A 20,168-nucleotide genomic window follows, 5' to 3' on the forward strand; every position below is an offset into this window, starting at 1 on the left:
TGAAGCTTGGCTAAGCGGTCACGACCCGTTGCCGTGGGCCGCAGCGGCGCGGGCAGTGACGTTTCGGAATACTTGACGAAACCGGTTGCGGTGCAACGGCAAACCGACATACCAGTAAATGCGGCCGGCAATGCCGTGCGGATAGAAGATCGAGCGTTGCTCATAGTGGCTGCCGGATCCGGCGGCCTCGCGCACGCGCATCTCAAGCCAGGCTTGGCCCGGCCCCCGAGTATGGCTGCGCAAAAGCAGCAACTCGCCGGGTTCGAGTTTTTCCAGCCGCCAACGATGGTGAGCCGCCGCGTCGTTGATCGATTTCCACAGCTCGGCGGGAGTTGCAGGCGTCCAGGCCGAACGGCTGGCCGTGTAAGCAACCTCACCCGCCCATTTCGGATCGCTGGGCAACGGTTCGGATGGCTCACCGTCGGATGCGGCTGACCTCCAAGAGGATTCGACCTTCGCCTGGGTGGTGCGCAGCAGTGCCAGCTTGACCGCATCGCGGTAACCCGTAAGACCCGCCGCTGGTGGTGCGATCACGGTGTCGATGTCGTGATCGGCCATGACAGCATTGCAGTGCAAGGACTCCACCAGCGGTCGGGCCAGCCCCGCCGGGATGGGCGTCACCAGGCCGACCCACCAGCTGGCGATCGTCGGCGTCAGGAACGGCAAGACCACGATGACACGCCGCCGCAATCCGGCCACCTCGGCGTAGACCTGCATCATCTCGCCGTACTCCAGCACATCGGGTCCGCCGACGTCCCAGGTTCGCGACGTCGGCACTGTTGCCTCGGCGGCCTCGACCAGGTAGTGCATGACGTCGCGGATCGCGATCGGCTGAATCCTGTTGTGCACCCACTTGGGTGTCGTCATCACCGGCAGCCGGTCGGTGAGATGTCTGATCATCTCGAAAGAGGCGGAGCCGGAACCGATGATCACCCCGGCCTGCAGCACGAGAGTCTCGATACCCGAGCTGAGCAGAATGTCGCCGACAGTGGTCCGCGACTCGAGATGCGGGGATAACCGCGCGCCTGAGGGATGCAGCCCGCTGAGATAAATCAGCCTGCGAACCTCGGCAGCACGGGCGGCAGCTACCACATTCATCGCCGCGCGGCGCTCTTCCGCGGCGAAGTCCGCGCTGGAGCCCATCGAATGGACCAGGTAATAGACGACGTCGACGCCGGTGAACGCGGCAGGCAGGGTTTCGGCGGCGCTGAGATCACCACACGCCACCTCAGCGCTTTCACGCCAAGGAACTTCGTCCAGCTTCCGCGGGTTTCGAGCCAATACCCGCACCTGATAGCCGCGGCCTAGAAGCCTCGGCACCAGACGAGCACCAACGTATCCCGTCGCCCCGGTTACCAAGCAGCGCATCTCACCCTCGTCGTTCACTTCAGTCGGCATCGTGCCCGAGCTGGTGAGCCAGCGCCTGCTGCACCGTGGGGTGACGGAACCGGTGACCCAGCTCTTGCAGCCTTGCCGGCAGCACCCGCTGGTCGGCTTCGCCGAGTTCGCGAGCGCCTTGCTGGCCCAACAGGATTCGCGGTGCCAGGGACGGAACGGGCAAAGCGGCGGGACGGCGCAGCAGGTGCGCAAGGGCTTTCGTGTAGTCGCTGTTGCGAACCGGGACCGGGCTGACCGCATTGACGGGTCCGCTCAGCCGGGCGTCGTAGAGCGCACGGTAGTAGATGTCGGTCAGATCGTCCAGGCCGATCCACGACAGCCACTGGCGGCCGCTGCCGAGCCGCCCACCCACGCCGGCAAAAAACAACGGGCGCAACAACTTCAACGTGCCCCCGCGAGCAGCCTGCACGATCCCGGTGCGCACCAACACCACCCGCACACCCGCGTCGGCGGCGGGCGTCGTCGCGGCCTCCCAGTCGGCGACCACGTCGGCCAGAAAGCCGGTGCCGCGCGCACTGTCCTCGCCCAATGGCGTATCGCCCCGGTCGTACCCGTAGTAGCCGATGGCCGAAGCGCTGACGAATACGGACGGGCCGTTTTCCGCGGTCGCGGCCGCTGCGGCCAGCCGACGGGTGGGTTCGATGCGGCTGTCGCGGACGGCCGCCTTGTGCCGTTCGGTGAACCGGCCCGCGATCGATGCGCCAGCCAGGTGAACGACCGCGTCCACCCCACGCAGCAGGCCCTCGGCCGGGGCGGCCGGGTCCCACTCGCGTTCCTCGGCCGTCGTCGCCGCTCGACGGACCAGCCGAATCACCCGATGCCCTCCGGTGGTGAGAAACGCGGTCAACGCCGAGCCGACCAAACCGGACGCCCCGGTGAGCGCCACCACGAGCGGTCTCGTCACATGCTCGGCGGCGTCGCGGTGTGCGGCCAGATCGTCGGCGAGCTGACGATGCCGATACACGAAGGTGGACTTGAGCGCCGTGCTCGGCACCGGGGTGTCGACCCGGTCGCGCACCAGGGTGGTGCCGTCGCCGCCGTCGTTGAACTCATGTGTGTGCCGCCACCAACCGACCAACCGCGGCGGCCAAGACCGTGGCCCCGCTGACGAGATCACATCGACGAACTTGTGCGGCGGCTCGAACTCGTCGGCACGGTGTTGCGCCACCCACTGCAAGCCGCCGGGTAGCCCCAGCACAGCGCGCCCGTCGGCGATCGACTCGGCTTCGGCCAGCACTGTCATCGGCTGCCAGGGCGGGATCAGCCGGGCCATCGCGCCTGGCCGCGTGTGCCAGGCGAAGACATCGGGCTGCGGGTGCCCGACGATGCTGTGGTATTCGATGCCCATGGCTGACCTCTCAAGGTCCAAATGCCAGGCCCTCAGCGCAAAAGCGTTGGGGCGTTAACGATTGAGCCACCAAATTCTGGTGGACAGCAGCGTCGCGAACGCGCACCACAGCGGGTAGGCGGTCAGCGCAATCCCGGCCGGCTGATTCGCTTCACCGACGCGTCGGGCCAGGTCGGAGCTGCTGAGTGTCAGCACGGCGGCCGCGGCCGCGGAGGCACCCAGCTTGCGGTGTCTGAAGAACAGCCAACTCCACCCGGCGTTAAGGACAAGGTTGGTGGCCAACGCAGCAACCAATTTGCGGGCCTGCGGACCACGGTTTTCGGCGTTCAAGCGGTCGATGGCGGCAGCGGAACTGACGGCGATATCGCCGTACAGCGTGGTCCACGCCAGCGGGAATACGTAGTTTGGCGGAACGTAGCGGGGTTTGCGCAATCGCGCGTACCAGTGCTCGGAGCGGCGTCGGCTGGCGATGCTGCCCACGCCGGAAGCCGCGGCCACCGCGAGGCCCGTGCCGGTCAATGTTGTTTTGTTCAACGCAACTGTCCTTTCACTGCGTGGTGGGTGTAGCGCCGCTTCGGGCGGCTTTGAAGTCGGTGGCGGCTTCCAGGTGATCGACGATGCGCGGCGGATAATCAGGGGCTGCCCCGGGCCGTTGCCACGGTGTGTGGATGTCAGGGCCGCAAATGTCGGCCAGCTCAGGGATCCAGCGCCGCACGTAATCGCCGTTGGGGTCGTAGCGTTGGGCCTGCCGTATCGGGTTCAACACCCGGTTGGGTCGGGTGTCGGTGCCGGTTCCGGCCACCCATTGCCAGTTGAGTTGGTTGTTGGCCACGTCCGCATCGACCAGCAGGCTCATGAAGTGAGCGGCACCGAGTCGCCAATCGAGGTAGAGAGTTTTGGCCAGAAAGCTCGCGGTGATCAGACGAGCGCGGTTGTGCATCCAGCCTTCGGCAGCCAGCTGCCGCATCCCGGCGTCGACGATGGGATAGCCGGTGCGTCCATCGCGCCAGGCGTCCAGCCAGCGCGCATTGTGGTGCCAGCGGTCGTGGTGGGTTCGGTAGTCGGAGCGGGCCGCCTCCGGCCGCGCGGCGAGGACTTGATGATGGAAGTCACGCCAGGCCAACTGGCGGACAAAGGATTTACGTCCCTCGCTGGACTGCGTTGTCCGGTGCGCGATTTCGGTGGGCGACAGGCACCCGAAGTGCAGGTACGGCGAAAGGCGTGAGGTCGCGTCGGCGGCCAGGTCGTCGTGGCGGCTGTCATAGCGATCGACCCCGGTGTAAAGCCAGCGGCTCAGCAGCCGCCGCCCAGTGCTCTCCCCACCCGTGGCCAGCCGCGGCGAGGCGGCCCCTGGGCACAGCTCGCCGGCGCGGGGGATGGGCTCGCCGCGGCTGTGCGGAACGGTCAACGTGGTTGGGGCCCGCAACGGTTTGCGGCCCCGCGTGGCCAGCCAGCGCCGGTAGTAGGGCGTGAACACCGTGAAGTGATCGCCGCCGCTCGGCACGATGCTGCCCGGCTCGGCCACCGTGATGGAGCCGGCGTGGACATGCAGATCGCAGCCATGCCCGGCCAGCGCGCGGCGCAATCGCCGTTCGCGGCGCTGGCTGTAGGCGCTCACATCGGCGGCGATGTGGACGTCGGTAATCGACAACTCGTCGACGACGCGCAGCACTTCGTCGACGAACTGCCCGCGCCGCACGATCAAGCGGCCACCTCGGCGACGTAGTTCGTCGTCGAGGTCGGTGAGCGCGTCAACCAGGAACGCGGCCTTGTTGGGCGTGACATAGTCGCTGGACAGGATCGCTTCGTCGAGGACGAAGACCGGCACGACTGCGTCGCCGCCGCGGTGGGCGGCGGTCAGCACGGGATTGTCGTGAACCCGCAAGTCCCTGGTAAACAGGGCCATCGTCACGGTCATGGCTTCGAATCCTTCGCGCAGTAGCCGCCGTCAGCTCGAACGCGGCAGCGATCGGGCTGGGTCGCGCGGCACTGCAGCGCCGGGCGGGCTCACTTAGCGAATCTACCCGTCGCTCAGGACCAGCCAAACCAAATTTGCATCATTTATGCATCGTTAGCTCTAGTACGGGATGATCCCGACGAGGCAGTGCGGCATCCGCTGGCAGTAGTACCAGCCGTACAGCGGTGCCGCCGCCGCCACCGACGCGAACAGCGCCGACATCACCGCGATCGCTAGCGCCGAAAGCAGCGGCCTGTCGTGCACCATCGCCAGCATCAACCCTGCGACGGTGCAGACGACGACGTAGACCAGGACCGCGAATACCGCGGGGGTCTTGTTGATCGAGTGATACCACCAATAGAACAGGCCCAACCCGATCGGCGCCGCGACGACCCACACTGCGCCGACGAGCAGGGCGAGCTTCCACCACTTCAGGAAGTAGTACCGGCCGGGCACGATGACTGGCTGCACCGGCGCCGGTATGGGCTCAGACGGTGACGCCTCGGCTGTCGATACCGGATCGGGGGCCGCGTGTCGCCCGGTGGCCGCTGCCTGGTCCGCGGCGGATTCCAGCGGCTGGGAAATCGCGCCGGTGTCAAAGGTCGGCGTGTACGGCTCGGTCTTCGGCTGCGATTCGTCGTCAGGCATTGGCGCCCACCTGGATCGCGACGAGCAGCCCGAACCACCCCGGTGCCAGCGCGAGGAGAAACGCGCCGAGGGCGGTCACCCAGCGATGCCGGGATAACAGGATCAGCAACAGGCCCAGCGCACTGGGCACCCCGACCACCAAGGCGATCACGACATCCGGCCGCACCCTGGTATGGACACTCACGGTGGCCGCCGCTGCCGCCAGCAACCCCGTCGCGGTGCCGGCCAGCATGGCGCTGGCGAGCAGCCAGGCACGTGGAAGCGGAATCACGCCTTACGACCTTACTGGCGCAGCCGTCGGCTAGCGCGTCACTTCCCCGGCGCGCCTTGCGGGTACCGGACATGCGTCGGCGGCCTGCGCGACAACCGGGCCGCGCGACGGCGGGCGCTCACCACGCTCGTAGTCGGCGCCGGTGATCACCGGCGCGTCGCCCAGCAACGCGTTCTCGGCGTCGCTGAAGGCCCGTCCGCGGCTCAGGAAGCGCATCCCCTCCGGTGCTTCCAGGCTGAACCCGCCGCCGCGGCCCGGCACCACATCGATGACAAGCTGGGTGTGCTTCCACGTCTCAAACTGCGGACCCGAGATCCACACCGGGACCCCGTCGCCGATGTCGAGCACACCGAGCAGCACGTCGCGGTCGCCGACCAGGAAGTCCCCGTCCGGATAGCACATCGGCGACGACCCGTCGCAACAGCCGCCGGACTGGTGGAACATCACCGGGCCGTGGCGCTCTTGCAGCTGGCGCAGCAGCTGCGCGGCGGCCGCGGTGATCACCACCCGGGGCGGCGGTGTGTTCATCACGCGCACATCAGAAGAACCCGAGTGCCTTCTCCGAATAGGACACCATCAGGTTCTTCGTGTGCTGGTAGTGGTCGAGCATCATCTTGTGGTTCTCCCGGCCGATGCCCGACTGCTTGTAGCCGCCGAAGGCTGCGTGCGCGGGGTAGAGGTGGTAGCAGTTCACCCACACCCGGCCGGCCTGGATGTCGCGGCCGGCCCGGTAGGCGGTGTTGCCGTCCCTTGACCACACACCCGCGCCCAGCCCATAGAGGGTGTCGTTGGCGATCGCGATAGCTTCGTCGTAGTCCTTGAACGACGTGACCGCCACCACCGGCCCGAAGATCTCTTCCTGGAAGATGCGCATCTTGTTGTGGCCGGTGAAAATGGTCGGCTGCACGTAGTAGCCGCCGGAGAGGTCCCCGCCCAGTTCGGCGCGTTCGCCGCCGGTGACGATCTTGGCACCCTCGCTCTTGCCGATCTCGATGTAGGACAACACCTTTTCCAGCTGGTCGTTGGAAGCTTGCGAGCCCAGCATCGTCTCGGTGTCCAGCGGGTCGCCCTGCCGGATGGCCTTGGTGCGGATGGCGGCTAGTTCCAGGAACTCATCGTAGATGTCGGCCTGGATGAGGCTGCGCGACGGGCAGGTGCACACCTCGCCCTGGTTGAGCGCGAACATGGTGAAGCCTTCCAGCGCCTTGTCCTGGAAGTCGTCGTGGGCAGCCATCACATCCGAGAAGAAGATGTTCGGGCTCTTGCCGCCTAGCTCCAGCGTCACCGGGATGAGGTTTTGGCTGGCGTACTGCATGATCAGCCGCCCGGTGGTGGTCTCCCCGGTGAACGCCACCTTGGCGACGCGGTGGCTCGACGCCAGCGGCTTGCCGGCCTCGGCGCCGAACCCGTTGACGACGTTGACCACGCCCGGCGGCAGCAGGTCGGCGATCAGCGACATCAAATACAGCACCGACGCGGGGGTCTGCTCAGCCGGCTTGAGCACCGCGGCATTACCGGCGGCCAGCGCGGGCGCGAGCTTCCACGACGCCATCAAGATCGGGAAGTTCCACGGAATGATCTGGCCGACGACGCCGAGCGGCTCGTGGAAGTGGTAGGCGACGGTGTCCTCGTCGATCTGGGAGAGTGTGCCCTCCTGGGCGCGGATCGCTCCGGCGAAATACCGGAAATGGTCGGCGGCCAACGGGATATCGGCGGCCAGCGCTTCGCGGATCGGCTTGCCGTTGTCCCAGACTTCGGCCAGCGCGAGCGCCTCGCGGTTGGCGTCGATGCGGTCGGCGATCTTGTTGAGGATCGCCGCCCGCTCGGCCGGAGCTGTCTTGCCCCACGCCGGCGCGGCGGCGTGGGCGGCGTCGAGCGCCTTGTCGATGTCGGCGTCGTCGGAGCGCGGCACCTCGCAAAAAGTCTGGCCGGTCACCGGCGTCGGGTTTTCGAAGTAGCGGCCGTGCACGGGCGGGACCCACTCGCCGCCGATGAAGTTGCCGTACCGGGATTCATACGACATCAGCGCCCCGGCCGAACCCGGGCGTGCGTAGACGGTCATCGGTATCAGCTCCTCGTTGCTTGCTGTAACACAGCTCACAGTACCGCTGCGGCCACAATGTGTTCCATGGCCGCTGAACCGTTGGACGACCCGTATCTGTGGCTGGAGGACATCACCGGCGAGGATGCACTGGACTGGGTTCGGGCGCACAACGAGCCGACCGTGGCCGAGTTCGGCGGTCCGGATTTCGAGCGGATGCGCGCCGATGCGCTGGAGGTGCTCGACACCGACGCCCGCATCCCCTATGTGCGCCGCCGGGGCGAATTCCTCTACAACTTCTGGCGCGATGCCGCCAACCCGCGCGGCCTGTGGCGGCGCACCACGCTGGAGAGCTACCGCAGCGAAAAACCGGACTGGGAGGTACTGATCGACGTCGACGAACTGAGCCGCGCCGACGACGAAAACTGGGTGTGGGCCGGGGCAACCGTCCTCGAACCCGAGTACACCCGGGCGCTCATCGGCCTGTCCCGTGGCGGCTCAGACGCGGCGGTGATCCGCGAACTCGACATGGCCACACGTGAATTCGTCCCCGACGGGTTCGCGCTGCCCGAAGCCAAGACGTACATCAGCTGGGCCGATGCGGATACCGTCCTGGTGGGCACCGACTTCGGCCACGACTCGCTGACCGAATCCGGCTATCCGCGCCTCGTCAAGCGATGGCGGCGCGGGCAGCCGTTGACCGAGGCACAGACGCTGTTCGAAGGGTCGCGGAGTGACGTCCTGGTGGCGGCCTCGGTCGACCGCACTCCCGGTTTCGAGCGCACCCTGCTGCGGCGGGCAGTCGACTTCTTCAACGACGAGGTCTACGAGCTGCGCGGTGATGAGCTCATCCGAATCGACGCACCCACCGACGCGACCCTCTCGGTGCACCGGCAGTGGTTGCTGATCGAGCTGCGCACGGACTGGTCCACCGGCACCGCGTGCTACCCGGCCGGCTCGCTGGTGGCCGCCGACTACGAGAAATTCCTCGCCGGAACAGCGTCCTTACAGGTGGTATTCGAGCCCGACGAGCACACCTGCCTGCACCAGTACGCCTGGACCCGCGACCGGCTTTTCCTGGTCACGCTGGCCGACGTGGCCAGCCGGGTCGAGGCCGTCACACCGGGCAGCTGGGCGCGCCAACCGGTGCCCGGCCTGCCGACCGCCGCGACGACGGTGATCGCCGCCGCCGACGACACCGGCGACGAGATCTTCCTGGATTCCAGCGGATTCGACACCCCGTCCCGGCTGCTGCGCGGCACTACCGACGAGCCGCTGGCAGAAATCAAATCCGCACCGTCGTTCTTCGACGCCGGAAACCTCAGCGTCACACAGCATTTCGTCGCATCTAAGGACGGCGCGTCGATTCCGTACTTTGTCGTCCGCCCGCGCGACGTCTCGGGGCCCGGGCCCACGCTGTTGTCCGGCTACGGCGGCTTCGAGGTGGCGCGCACGCCAGGCTACGACGGGGTGCTGGGCCGGTTGTGGCTCGCCCGCGGCGGCACCTATGTGCTGGCCAACATCCGCGGCGGCGGTGAATACGGACCACGCTGGCACACCCAGGCCATGCGGGAGCACCGGCACCTGGTGGCCGAGGACTTCGCCGCGGTGGCAACGGATTTGGTACAGCGCGGCATCACCACTGTCGACCGGCTCGGCGCCCAGGGCGGCAGCAACGGCGGGTTGCTGATGGGCATCATGCTCACCCAGTATCCGCAGCTCTTCGGTGCGCTGGTGTGCCAGGTGCCGCTGCTGGACATGCGCCGGTTTCACCGGCTGCTGGCGGGTGCATCGTGGGTGGCCGAATACGGTGACCCGGACAATCCCGACGATTGGGAGTTCATCTCCGAATACTCGCCGTATCAACATATTTCCGCCGACGCGCACTATCCGCCGGTGCTGATCACCACGTCGACGCGCGACGACCGGGTACATCCGGGGCATGCCCGCAAGATGACCGCAGCGCTGGAGGCCGCCGGGCACCGGGTCTGGTACTACGAAAACATCGAGGGCGGACACGCCGGCGCGGCCGACAACGCGCAGATCGCATTCAAAGCGGCACTAAGCTTCTCGTTCCTGTGGCGGATGCTCGGCCAGGAGCATTGAACCTCTTGGCCGCGCCGACCGTCTCACCAATAGGAGTCGAGGAGGTCGAGATGAGTCCATTACTGCTGGCCTGCCTGTCGATTGGCGGCCCGGTGGCGGGCCTTGGCCTAGTCGAGCTGCAAGCGCGCCTCGAGCGATGGGACCAGGAACGCCACGCCGAGGACTAGCCTCAGGGCATGACCGTCATCACCGTCGACGCCGGACCCAAACAGGTGAGTCGCGCGGTTGAGGTCGCCGCGCCGGCCAGTGAGTTGTTCGCCATCGTCGCCGACCCGCGCCGCCACCATGAGCTCGACGGCTCGGGCACGGTCGGAGCGAACATCCGCGGACCCGAGCGTCTCGAAGCAGGTGCGCGATTTGCCACCAAGATGAAGATGTTCGGCATGCCCTATCGCATCACCAGCACGGTGACCGCGTTCGAACCCGACCGGCTCATCGAATGGCGCCACCCCGTCGGCCACCGCTGGCGCTGGGAGTTCGCCGCGATCACGCCCACCAAGACCCGGGTCACCGAGACCTTCGACTATCGCGACGCCGGACCGGTGAAGAACTGGCTCAAGTACTACGAGCTGACCGGCTTCGCCAAGCGCAACGCCGCCGGCATCGAAGCCACCCTGCGACGGCTCGCGGACCGCTACGGCGGCTGACCCCTACCGGCCCGCGGGCTGGCCGGGCGTCGTAGCGCGCCGTCCGCGCCCCGCTCGGCTCCGAATCCCTCATGTGCGACGACGATTCGATGCACCGGCACGCTCCGTCGCGGTGATCGGCAGCGGCGTGGCGGGCCTCACCGCAGCCTATGTGCTGTCGCGGCGAGACCGGGTCACCCTATATGAGGCCGACGCCCGGCTCGGCGGGCACGCACACACCCACTTCGTCGACCGCGGCGACGGCGTCGTGGTCGCGGTCGACTCGGCATTCCTGGTCCACAACGACCGCACCTACCCGACCCTGTGCCGACTGTTCGACGAGCTCGGTGTCACCACTCAGGAATCCGAGATGTCGATGTCGATCACCGACGAAAACAGCGGTCTCGAATATGGCGGCGCGCTTGGCATGCGGGGGCTATTCGCCTGCTGGCAGTCGCTTCGACCGAGCTACCTGCGCATGCTCGCCGAAATCGTCCGTTTCCACCGTGCCGCGAAGCGGCTGCTGCGCAACGGCGCCGACGACGACCTCGAAACCCTTGGCAGCTTTCTGGACCGACACGGCTTCTCCGCGTTTTTCGTCGACCACTTCATCACACCGTTGGTGGCGGGCGTGTGGTCCTGTGGCGGCGGCGACGCGTTGCGCTATCCGGCGCGGTATCTATTCGTCTTCCTGGCCAACCACGGGATGCTGTCGGTGTTTGGTTCACCGACATGGCGCACCGTCAGCGGGGGCTCGGCAACCTACGTAGCGGCAGTCGCCTCGCGGCTCGATGAGGTCTGCACCGGGACGCCCGTGCATTGGTTGCGCCGGCTGCCCAACGGTGTGCAGGTGCAGGCGGGCGAGGCCGCGCCGCGGTTCTTCGACGCGGCCGTCGTCGCGGTCCATCCCGACCAGGCGTTGCTGCTGCTCGACGACCCCTCGCCGTACGAGCGCGCGGTTCTCGGCGCGATCCGCTACTGCCCGAACCGCGCGCTGCTGCACACCGACGAGTCGCTGCTGCCCCGCCGTCGCCACGCCCGCGCCTCGTGGAACTACCTGATCACCTCTACCAGCGACCAAGTGCTGATCACCTACGACGTCAGCAGACTCATGCGGATCCCCGGCGGCCGGCGATTTTTGGTGACCCTCGGCGGCCATGACCGGGTCGATCCACGATCGGTGCTCGCCGAGACGATCTACGCCCATCCATTGTACACACCGGAATCTGTTGCGGCTCAACGGATGTTGCCGACCATCGACGACGACCACGTGGTGTTCGCGGGTGCCTATCACGGCTGGGGTTTCCACGAGGACGGGGCAGCGTCGGGGCTCCGCGCGGCCCGGCGTCTCGGCGTGGACTGGCCAGCGGCTGCCGCACCGAAAGAGGCCGTCGCATGCTGACCCCTGCGATTTATCGGACCACCATCACTCACAGTCGACAGGCCCCGGTGCGCCACCGCTTCCGGTACCGCAGCTATAGCTGGTATGTCGACATCGATGATCTCCCGCGGCTGCCGTGGTGGCTGAGCTCCTTCGCACGGTTCGAACCGCACGACCACCTTGTCGGTCACCCCGGTGATTCGTTGCGCGACAGGGTTTCCGCGTTCCTCGCCGAGCACGACATCACGCCACCCGCTGGCCCCGTCACGGCACTGCTGCAGGCACGGGTGCTCGGCTACGTCTTCAACCCGCTGTCGCTGTTCTGGTGCCACGACCGCGGCGGCGCCGTGCGCCGTGTGATCGCGGAGGTGCATAACACCTACGGCGGTCGGCATGCCTACCTGTTGCCGTCCGCCGAATCACCGGTGCGGGTCGCTAAGGCGTTCTACGTCTCACCGTTCAATCCGGTAGATGGGTACTACACAGTGCGGGCGCCTAGGCCCGGCAGCCACCTGCGGATCATGGTGGCGTTGCACCGTGATAGCCAGCCAGCTTTCGTTGCGACCTTGAGCGGCAAGCGATTACCGGCGACGGTGTGGCACGTGCTGCGGATGCAGATCGTGGCGCCGCTGGCGCCGATGATGGTGGCGCTGCGTATCCGGGTGCAGGGAATCAAGTTGTGGTTGCGACGAGTTCCCGTGGTACCGCGATGAACGTCACCGTCAGCAGGCCACGACCGCCGGCGATCGATGCCCGACGATGGCGGCGGTGGCGAAAGTGCCGTCGGGCCTCCTCGCCGCAGCGGGCGGGGCGATCGCCGAGTGGTTGCTACGCCGGGCGGCTGCGGAGCTGCCACTGCGGCTGGTCTACCCTGACGGCACTGTCGTCGGCGCGGGCGATGCCGCCTCACCCGCATTGGTGATCGCCCGGCCGGACCGTTTCGCGCGCCGGGTCGGCCGCTACGGACTCATTGGCTTCGGCGAGTCCTACATGGCCGGCGAGTGGCACTCCGACGACCTCTGTGGGCTGCTGACCGTCTTGGCGACCGTGGTGTCGGATCTGGTGCCGCCGCCGATTCAATGGTTACGCCCGATCGCTCACATCGCCCAACCTCGTCCGCCGCGCGACGGCACGGCTCAGGCTCGGCACAACGTGGCCGCGCACTACGACCTGTCCAACGAGCTGTTCGCGGAGTTTCTCGACGAAACCATGACGTACTCGTGCGCATTGTTCACCGACCTACCGGCGTCGTGGTCCGACCTGCCCGGGGCGCAGCGACGCAAGATCGACCGGCTGCTTGACGCTGCCGGAGTGCGTCGCGGCAGCCGCGTACTGGAGATCGGGACCGGTTGGGGCGAGCTGTGCATCCGTGCGGCCGCAAGAGGAGCGCATGTCCGCTCGGTGACCTTGTCGGCCCAGCAACAACGGCTTGCCAGCCAACGGGTCTGCGCCGCGGGACTGTCGGAGCGGGTGCAGATCGACCTGTGCGACTACCGCGACGTGACAGGCAGCTATGACGCGGTGGTGTCGGCGGAGATGATCGAAGCCATCGGGTACCGCTGGTGGCCGCACTATTTCCGAGCTTTGGAGCGGCTGGTGAAACCGGGTGGCCGCGTGGCGATTCAAACGATCACCATGCCACACGCGCGGATGATGGCCACCCGCAAGACACACACGTGGATGCAGAAGTACATTTTCCCCGGCGGCCTGATTCCCTCAGCGGAGGCCATTCTGGGAATCACCGCGCGCTACACCGCTTTACGTCCTGTTGACCTACTGGCGATGCGTCCGCATTACGCCGAGACCCTGCGGTTGTGGCGGGAGAGGTTCAGCCAGAGGCGAGACCGATTAGCAGACTTAGGTTTCGACGATGTCTTCGCCCGAATGTGGGAGTTGTATTTGGCATATTCGGAGGCGGGCTTTCGGTCGGGTTACCTCAACGTCTATCAGTGGACGTTCGCACGAGAGCACAGCCGATGAACTTCGCGGTGGTCTCCGGGGTGTCGGCTTTGGTGCTCGCTGTGCTGCACGCGGCTACCTTCTTCATCGGCCGGCGGCTTGGACGCTACAACGTGGTGGACGTGGCCTGGGGCGTCGGCTTCGGTGCGGTGGCCGTCGTCGCGGCCATGCTCGGCCGAGGTGACGCGTCGCGTCGATACCTGCTGGTGATGCTGGTCGGGCTGTGGGCGCTGCGGTTGAGCTGGCATGTATACCGAAAAACGGCCGGACGCGGCGAGGATCCCCGTTATGCCGACCTGCTGCGGGGTGCCACCTTGGGCCAGGTGGTGCGCAAAGTGTTTGTCGCCCAAGCCTTCGCGACATGGTTTGTCTCGTTGCCGGTGCAATTGTCGGCAGTCACCGGTTCGACGCCGAGACGGTTGCTCGCTATCCCGGCGATCGGTCTGGTGGTGTGGGCCGTCGGCGTCACCGTCGAGGCGGTGGCCGACTGGCAGCTGCGGGCATTCAAATCCGATCCCGCGCACCGCGGTCAGGTGATGGACCGGGGCCTGTGGGCGTGGACGCGCCACCCCAACTACTTCGGCGACGCCTGCGTGTGGTGGGGGCTGTGGCTGATCACGGTCACCGGGTGGACGGCGCTGGCCACGCTGCCCTCACCACTGCTCATGACCTATTTTCTGGTCTACGCGACCGGTGGTCGACGCACTGAGAAGTACATGCAGGGCCGCCCTGGCTTCGACGAATACAAGGCGCGGACATCGTTTTTCGTCCCCTGGCCGCCCAGATCGGCACGCAGATGACCATGGTTGCCGAGCGGAGGATAGGCTACCGGTCGATGACCGGAGCGCCGCGGCTGAGCAGCGACCTGGACGCATTGTTGCGTCGGGTGGCTCGTCGCGACGCGGATGCGTTCGCCCAGTTCTACGATCGCACCAGGGCACGCGTCTACGGGCTGGTGACCCGGGTGTTGCGCGATTCCGGTTACGGCGAGGAAACCACCCAGGAGGTTTACCTCGAGGTATGGCGCACCGCAAAAGACTACGACTCCACCAAGGGCTCCGCGTTGGCGTGGCTGTTGACCATGGCGCACCGGCGCGCCGTGGACCGAGTCCGCAGCGAGCAAGCCGCCAGTCAGCGTGAGTCACGCTACAGCGCAGCCAACATCGACCCGTCCAGCGACGTCGTCGCCGACTCGGCGATCGCTGGCGACGAACGCCGCCGGGTGGTCGAGTGCCTGGACGGGCTGACCGACGCCCAGCGGCAATGCATCGAACTGGCCTATTACGGCGGGTTGACCTATGTCGAAGTGTCGCAGCACTTGTCCGCTAATTTGTCGACGATCAAGTCGCGCATGCGTGACGCGATACGCAGCCTGCGCAATTGTCTGGGTGTGACATGACCGAGCCCACCGAATTCGACCTGCTCGAGATGGCCACACCGTATGCCCTGGACGCCGTCTCCGACACCGAGCGCGCCGACATCGAGAGGCAAGTCCAGGCCGCGCCGCAGCCGGTGGCCGAAGCCTTCCACGAGCAGGTGCGCGCCGTCCGCGAGACCATGGCGGTGGTGTCGGCCGCTACCGGCGCGGAGCCGCCGGCCCACCTGCGCTCGCTCGTGCTGGCGGCGGTGGAGTCCGATCGGCGTCGCCAGAACCGTTGGCGCACAGGACTTATCGCTGCAGCGGCGGCGGTTGTAGTGGGCTTAGCCGCATTCGGTGTCGGAGCGGTCGTGCGGCCGTTTGCATCGCCCACGGTCGCTGAACAGGTGCTGACCGCGCCGGACGTGCGCACGGTCACCGGGCCCTTGCTCAGCGGCGGGAGCGCAACCGTGGTGTTCTCCCGCGACAAGAACGCCGGAGTGCTGGTGATGAACAACGTCCCGCCCCCGCCACCCGGTTCGGTCTATCAGATGTGGCTGCTCGACGCGCATGGCCCGACCTCGGCGGGCACGATGGACACCAAAGCCGTCGCGCCGTCGACCACCGCGGTGATCCCCAACCTGGGAAGTTCGAGCGCGCTGGCGTTCACCGTCGAGCCCGGCAACGGCTCCCCGCGCCCGACTGGGCAGATGCTGACCGAGTTGCCGCTGACCTGAGCCGCGCCACGGTGGCGTCACCGCCTGCGCAGACCGCCCAGTATCGCGACCAGCGCGCCGACCACCACCAGCGCGCCACCCACCGCCAGGGTGAGGTTGAGCCAATGGTGCAGGCTGGCTTCGGCCGAGCCGAGCAGCGCCTCAGCGATCCGGCGAGTGTCGCCGCCCGCTTGGTTAAGCGCGTCGTCGACGCGATGGCGGCCGACCTCGATGCCCGCATAACCGACCGCTGCGACCAGCAGGGCGGCCACCCCGAGGCTGGCCAACGCCTTGCCACGGCGCCGAGCAGCGGCTAGCGTCAGCGCCGCGCCGCCCCCGTCAGCACCGTCGCTCCAAGACTCACCCACGGACCCCAAGTGGCAAGTGGGTGTAATTGGCCGGGCCGCAAAGACTTTGGTGCGGACACCGTCAGCGGAACCGCCGTGACAGCGGGTAGGTAGATGTTCATGTCGGCCAGCATCTGGCGAAATGCGGTGTCGTTTAGCAGGGGCGCCAAATCGATCACCCATGGGTCGGGGCCGGGCTCAGTGCCGGCGAACGCCCAGCCGTGCGCGATCCGGTTGGCCTGTGCGAATTGCGGCGGGAACGACGGTCCGGCGGTATAGGCCGTCGCCAGACCGCGCACCAGCCCGGCATCGGCGCGGGATCCGTGGTGGCTGACCAGCGAACACGCCTTGGCGGTCAGTTGCGACGCCACCGCGGACTGCAACGCCGGATCGGCCGCAGCCTGCTGGGCCATCGCCGCATAACCGTTGGCATCGACAACATTTCGCTGCGCCCATGTCGCCGGCACCGCCACCGCCAGTGCCACAGTGGTGGTCAACCACAACAGCACCGTCGCAACGAATCGCACTGCGCTGCTCCCATTCCCGTTGCGCTGCAGAGTAATCCGGCGGCGATGCTAGCCGCGTCGACAAGCGTCAAGTCCGGCCGTCTGGGGCAATCCCCCGCACGTAGGCGGCCTGGCCGAGATGTTGGGCGCAGTCGTCGATGATGCTGACCAGTCGCACGCTCGCCGTCACCGGCGGATCCCAGCGCTCGTCGACGATCCGGGACAGCTCGTCGGCGCTCACGCTGGCGATGTACTCCAGCGTCAGCTTGTGCACTGCGTGGTAGTAGCCGGCCAGCAGCTCAGCCGGGGCGCGCACTTTGGCCACGTCGTCGGGGCTGTGCCCGTAGCCGGTGTCGCCGCGGGGCAGGTCCAGCCCGAAGCGGTCCACCCAGCCGTCGCGCGTCCACACCTGCTCGACCCCGGCGATGTCGGCGACCTGGATGTCCTGCACCCGGGCGCTGTGCCAGATCAGCCAGGCGATGCTGTTGGCGGTGGGGCTCGGCCGGTAGCGGGATTTCTCGTCCGTCAGCCCGTCGGTGAGCTCGTCGACGTGTTCGATCAACCGGGTGAACAGGTCACGCAGCAACTCTTGGGCGGAGGCGGCGTCGGTGCTGGGCATATCGGCGAGATTACGGGCCGCCGCCCGCTCCGTGAAAGACCGCTTCGTTGTTGCCGTCGGGGTCGCGGACGAACGCGCCGAAATAGCGGGGGTGATATTCCGGCCAGAGCCGCGGCGTCGGCGAACCGTAGTCGATGGCCGCGCACGCGATACAGCCTGGCATGAGCCACCGACCCGGTCGTAGATTATTTAGATGACCTACGACCTGGTGATTCGCAATGGCAGCATCGTCGACGGGTTGGGCGGCGAACCGTATGTCGGGGACGTCGCCGTGCGCGATGGGGTAATCGCGGCGGTGGGCACGGTCGACGCTTCCGGTGCGCGGGAAATCGACGCGAGCGGATTGCTGGTCACGCCCGGCTTCATCGACCTGCACACCCACTACGACGGCCAGTCGATCTGGTCGGACCGGTTGAACCCGTCGTCGGCGCACGGGGTGACGACGGTGGTGATGGGCAACTGCGGTGTGGGCTTCGCCCCATGCCGCCACGACGACCACGACGTGCTGGTCGACGTGATGGCCGGGGTCGAGGACATTCCGGGCGTGGTGATGACCGACGGGCTGCCGTGGACCTGGGAGACCTTCCCCGAATACCTCGACGCGCTGGAGGCGCGGCGGCGTGATATTGATGTGGCCGTCTACCTGCCGCATTCGCCGCTGCGGGTCTACGCGATGGGTCAACGCGGCGCAGACCGCGAACCGGCCACACCTGAGGACCTGGCGAAGATGCGGGCGCTGGCCAAGGAGGCCGTCGAGTGCGGGGCGCTGGGGTTCGCGTCGTCGCGGCTAATGATCCACAAGACCGCCAGCGGTGCGCCGATCCCGAGCTACGACGCGGCCCGCGAGGAGATCCTCGAGATCGCCAAGGGCGTCGTCGACGGCGGCGGTGGGCTGATCCAGTTCGTGCCCGACGTGCCCGCGGGCGGCTATCAGCCGGTGCTGCAGCAGGTGTTCGACGTGGCCGAGGACGTCGGACTGCCGGTGACGTTCACGCTGGCGATCGGCAACGCCGGCGACCCGATGTGGCCGGACGCCATCACCATGATCGAGAAGGCCAACGCCGTCCGCGGTGACGGTCCGTCGGTGACCGCGCAGTTGCTGCCGCGGCCGATCGGGCTGATCGTCGGGCTGGAGCTAAGCGCCAACCCGTTCGTGCTGTATCCCAGCTACCGGGAGATCGCCGAGCTGCCGCTGCCTGAGCGTGTGGCCGAAATGCGCAAACCCGAAGTGCGCGAGCGCATTCTGGCCGACAAGCCGGGGCAGGGCCATCCGCTGATGTATCTGGCGCAGGCCTGGGACTGGATTTTCCCGATGGGCGACGACCCCGACTACGAGCCGCGGCGCTCGGACAGCATCGCGGCCCGGGCCCGCGCCCGCGGGGTGCGCCCGATCGAGGAGGCCTACGACCGGCTGCTTGACGACGACGGGCATGCCATGCTGCTGGTCACCACCAGCAATTTCTATGACTATTCGCTGGACACCGTCGGCGAGTTGCTGCGCCGCGACGACGTGGTGCTGGGCCTTGGCGACGGCGGCGCGCACTACGGGATGATCTGCGACGCCAGCTATTCGACGTACTTCCTGACGCATTGGGCCCGCGACCGGGCGTCCGGGCGGTTCAGCGTGCCCGAGGCCGTTCGCCAACTGACCTCCGTGCCGGCCCGGGTAGCCGGGCTGGGCGACCGCGGCCGCATCGCCGTCGGCTACAAAGCCGACCTCAACGTCATCGACCACGCGCGGCTGCGGCTGCACAAGCCGATAGTCACCTACGACCTGCCCGCCGGCGGGCGTCGTCTGGACCAGACCGCCGACGGCTATGTGGCGACGATCGTCGCGGGCGAGGTCATCGCCCGCGACGGCGTGCCGACCGACGCGCGGCCGGGCAAGCTGATCCGCGGCCGACGCTGACCGCTGGCGCGCCGACTGTGCAGGTTATGGGCGAAGAATCGCCGAAATCGCCGGCATAACCTGCACAGTCGGCGCTAGAGTGGGCAACCCGCCGCCCGCAGCTTGGCCGTCACCCGCTCGATGATGACCCGCGGGCGGGTCATCATCTCGGCGCTGACTCGGACGACAACCCAGCCGAGCGCTTCGAGCATCGCGACGCGGTCGATGTCCCACGACCGTTGATACCGGTCCGACCAGTGCTGCACGCCGTCATACTCGACGGCCACTTTCCATGCACGCCAGCCCATGTCGACGCGGATCCGGGTAACGCCGTACTGGTCGACGAACGGGATCTGAGTTTCCGGCGGGGGAAGCCCCGCGCGGACGAGCAGCAGGCGCAGCCGGCTTTCCTGCGGCGACTCAGCGCCGCCGTCGACCAGCCGCAGCGCCGCTCGTAGCCGGCGGACACCCCGAATGCCCGGCTTGCTCTCGGCGAGCGCAACAACATCCAAGATCTTGAAATGGGTCGCATTCGCCAACGCGTCTAGCACGGGAACCGCGCGATCCTGGGGCATTGTCCGGCCGATGTCGAACGCGGTACGTTCCGGTGTCGTGATCCGGATACCGTTGGCAACACGAACTTCTCGGCGATCCAACTCATAGGAGCGCACGACGATGCCAGGCGGGACGTGCCGATTGACGCGGATCAGCTCGGCGGGACTCTCGGGGTCGAGCCATTTCGTTCCCAGCACCGCGGCTGCCGACAGCCCGGTCAGCGTCGCGCGGCCGCCGGACCACAGCCAGGCCGCGCGGGCCCGCGTCAGCGCGCTCAGCGGTTGCTGCTTCGGCACGTAGACATTGCGATACACAGCTCGGTAGTCCTTCTCTAGCTGGTATTCCGAGATGTCGCCCCGCCGCACGGCCTGCCGCCCGAGAAATGGCCAATCGTCCCCACCCACAGCGGGCAGCATGACCGCGACCCGCGACAACCGCATACAGT

Annotated in this window: 18 protein-coding genes and 3 pseudogenes; 9 read left to right on the top strand and 12 right to left on the bottom strand. The window is 67.3% G+C overall.

What is annotated here, in order from left to right; all coding sequences use genetic code 11:
- Positions 1-18: 18 nt before the first annotated feature.
- The 8 genes from MYXE_RS20880 to exaC all read right to left on the bottom strand — a co-directional run bounded on the left by MYXE_RS20880 (position 19) and on the right by exaC (position 7,684).
- Positions 19-1,398 carry a DUF2867 domain-containing protein gene (locus MYXE_RS20880; RefSeq protein WP_085196785.1) on the bottom strand — a complete coding sequence of 460 codons (1,380 nt, stop codon included), beginning with the start codon at positions 1,396-1,398 and terminating at the stop codon, positions 19-21.
- Positions 1,388-2,746: a TIGR01777 family oxidoreductase gene (locus MYXE_RS20885; protein WP_085196787.1), complete on the bottom strand. Its 1,359-nt coding sequence runs from the start codon at positions 2,744-2,746 to the stop codon at positions 1,388-1,390. The genes MYXE_RS20880 and MYXE_RS20885 overlap by 11 nt, the downstream gene beginning before the upstream one ends.
- A gap of 54 nt (positions 2,747-2,800) precedes the next feature.
- Positions 2,801-3,280, bottom strand: a complete 480-nt coding sequence (locus tag MYXE_RS20890; RefSeq protein WP_039891405.1) for a TspO/MBR family protein — start codon at positions 3,278-3,280, stop codon at positions 2,801-2,803.
- A gap of 13 nt (positions 3,281-3,293) precedes the next feature.
- Positions 3,294-4,664, bottom strand: a complete 1,371-nt coding sequence (locus tag MYXE_RS20895) for a cryptochrome/photolyase family protein (protein WP_085196789.1) — start codon at positions 4,662-4,664, stop codon at positions 3,294-3,296.
- A gap of 159 nt (positions 4,665-4,823) precedes the next feature.
- The gene (locus MYXE_RS20900; RefSeq protein WP_003923272.1) at positions 4,824-5,351 is read right to left on the bottom strand and encodes a hypothetical protein; all 528 of its coding nucleotides are present in this window, start codon (positions 5,349-5,351) and stop codon (positions 4,824-4,826) included.
- On the bottom strand, positions 5,344-5,622 hold the full coding sequence (locus MYXE_RS20905; RefSeq protein WP_085196791.1) for a putative holin: 279 nt from the start codon (positions 5,620-5,622) through the stop codon (positions 5,344-5,346). The genes MYXE_RS20900 and MYXE_RS20905 overlap by 8 nt, the downstream gene beginning before the upstream one ends.
- A gap of 30 nt (positions 5,623-5,652) precedes the next feature.
- Positions 5,653-6,150, bottom strand: a complete 498-nt coding sequence (locus tag MYXE_RS20910) for a DUF779 domain-containing protein (protein ID WP_003923274.1) — start codon at positions 6,148-6,150, stop codon at positions 5,653-5,655.
- 10 nt (positions 6,151-6,160) lie between these two features.
- Complete coding sequence (gene exaC / locus MYXE_RS20915; RefSeq protein WP_085196793.1) at positions 6,161-7,684, bottom strand: acetaldehyde dehydrogenase ExaC; 1,524 nt, start codon at positions 7,682-7,684, stop codon at positions 6,161-6,163.
- A gap of 57 nt (positions 7,685-7,741) precedes the next feature.
- On the opposite strand from exaC, the gene MYXE_RS20920 reads away from it, so the two are divergent.
- The 8 genes and pseudogenes from MYXE_RS20920 to MYXE_RS20955 all read left to right on the top strand — a co-directional run bounded on the left by MYXE_RS20920 (position 7,742) and on the right by MYXE_RS20955 (position 15,829).
- On the top strand, positions 7,742-9,769 hold the full coding sequence (locus MYXE_RS20920) for a prolyl oligopeptidase family serine peptidase (protein WP_112650222.1): 2,028 nt from the start codon (positions 7,742-7,744) through the stop codon (positions 9,767-9,769).
- Positions 9,770-9,945: 176 nt separating this feature from the next.
- Positions 9,946-10,416 (top strand): SRPBCC family protein, encoded by a 471-nt coding sequence (locus MYXE_RS20925; RefSeq protein ID WP_003923278.1) that lies wholly within the window; start codon positions 9,946-9,948, stop codon positions 10,414-10,416.
- A 73-nt stretch (positions 10,417-10,489) separates the two neighbouring features.
- Positions 10,490-11,797, top strand: coding sequence for an NAD(P)/FAD-dependent oxidoreductase (locus MYXE_RS20930; RefSeq protein WP_039891406.1), 1,308 nt, complete (start codon positions 10,490-10,492; stop codon positions 11,795-11,797).
- Entirely contained in the window at positions 11,791-12,489 is a 699-nt protein-coding gene (locus tag MYXE_RS20935) for a DUF1365 domain-containing protein (RefSeq protein ID WP_003923280.1), read from the top strand. The genes MYXE_RS20930 and MYXE_RS20935 overlap by 7 nt, the downstream gene beginning before the upstream one ends.
- Positions 12,486-13,756 (top strand): annotated as a pseudogene (locus MYXE_RS20940) (class I SAM-dependent methyltransferase). The gene MYXE_RS20935 and the pseudogene MYXE_RS20940 overlap by 4 nt, the downstream one beginning before the upstream one ends.
- Complete coding sequence (locus MYXE_RS20945) at positions 13,753-14,535, top strand: DUF1295 domain-containing protein (protein ID WP_085196799.1); 783 nt, start codon at positions 13,753-13,755, stop codon at positions 14,533-14,535. The pseudogene MYXE_RS20940 and the gene MYXE_RS20945 overlap by 4 nt, the downstream one beginning before the upstream one ends.
- Positions 14,536-14,570: 35 nt before the next feature.
- Positions 14,571-15,134, top strand: a complete 564-nt coding sequence (locus tag MYXE_RS20950) for a sigma-70 family RNA polymerase sigma factor (RefSeq protein ID WP_003923283.1) — start codon at positions 14,571-14,573, stop codon at positions 15,132-15,134.
- On the top strand, positions 15,131-15,829 hold the full coding sequence (locus MYXE_RS20955) for an anti-sigma factor (RefSeq protein ID WP_003923284.1): 699 nt from the start codon (positions 15,131-15,133) through the stop codon (positions 15,827-15,829). Before MYXE_RS20950 ends, MYXE_RS20955 begins: the two co-directional genes overlap by 4 nt.
- Positions 15,830-15,846: 17 nt before the next feature.
- Here the strand turns inward: MYXE_RS20955 and MYXE_RS20960 are convergent.
- The 3 genes and pseudogenes from MYXE_RS20960 to MYXE_RS20970 all read right to left on the bottom strand — a co-directional run.
- Positions 15,847-16,682: pseudogene (locus MYXE_RS20960) on the bottom strand (hypothetical protein).
- A gap of 67 nt (positions 16,683-16,749) precedes the next feature.
- Complete coding sequence (locus tag MYXE_RS20965; protein WP_003923286.1) at positions 16,750-17,280, bottom strand: mycothiol transferase; 531 nt, start codon at positions 17,278-17,280, stop codon at positions 16,750-16,752.
- Between the two features lie 10 nt (positions 17,281-17,290).
- Positions 17,291-17,395: pseudogene (locus MYXE_RS20970) on the bottom strand (VOC family protein); the annotation flags it as partial.
- A 78-nt stretch (positions 17,396-17,473) separates the two neighbouring features.
- On the opposite strand from MYXE_RS20970, the gene MYXE_RS20975 reads away from it, so the two are divergent.
- Positions 17,474-19,189: an N-acyl-D-amino-acid deacylase family protein gene (locus tag MYXE_RS20975; RefSeq protein ID WP_085196803.1), complete on the top strand. Its 1,716-nt coding sequence runs from the start codon at positions 17,474-17,476 to the stop codon at positions 19,187-19,189.
- A gap of 74 nt (positions 19,190-19,263) precedes the next feature.
- Here the strand turns inward: MYXE_RS20975 and MYXE_RS20980 are convergent, their stop codons facing one another.
- Entirely contained in the window at positions 19,264-20,163 is a 900-nt protein-coding gene (locus tag MYXE_RS20980; protein WP_003923288.1) for a DUF559 domain-containing protein, read from the bottom strand.
- Positions 20,164-20,168 lie beyond the last annotated feature (5 nt).

This window comes from Mycobacterium xenopi, assembly GCF_009936235.1.
Taxonomy (GTDB): Bacteria; Actinomycetota; Actinomycetes; order Mycobacteriales; family Mycobacteriaceae; genus Mycobacterium; species Mycobacterium xenopi.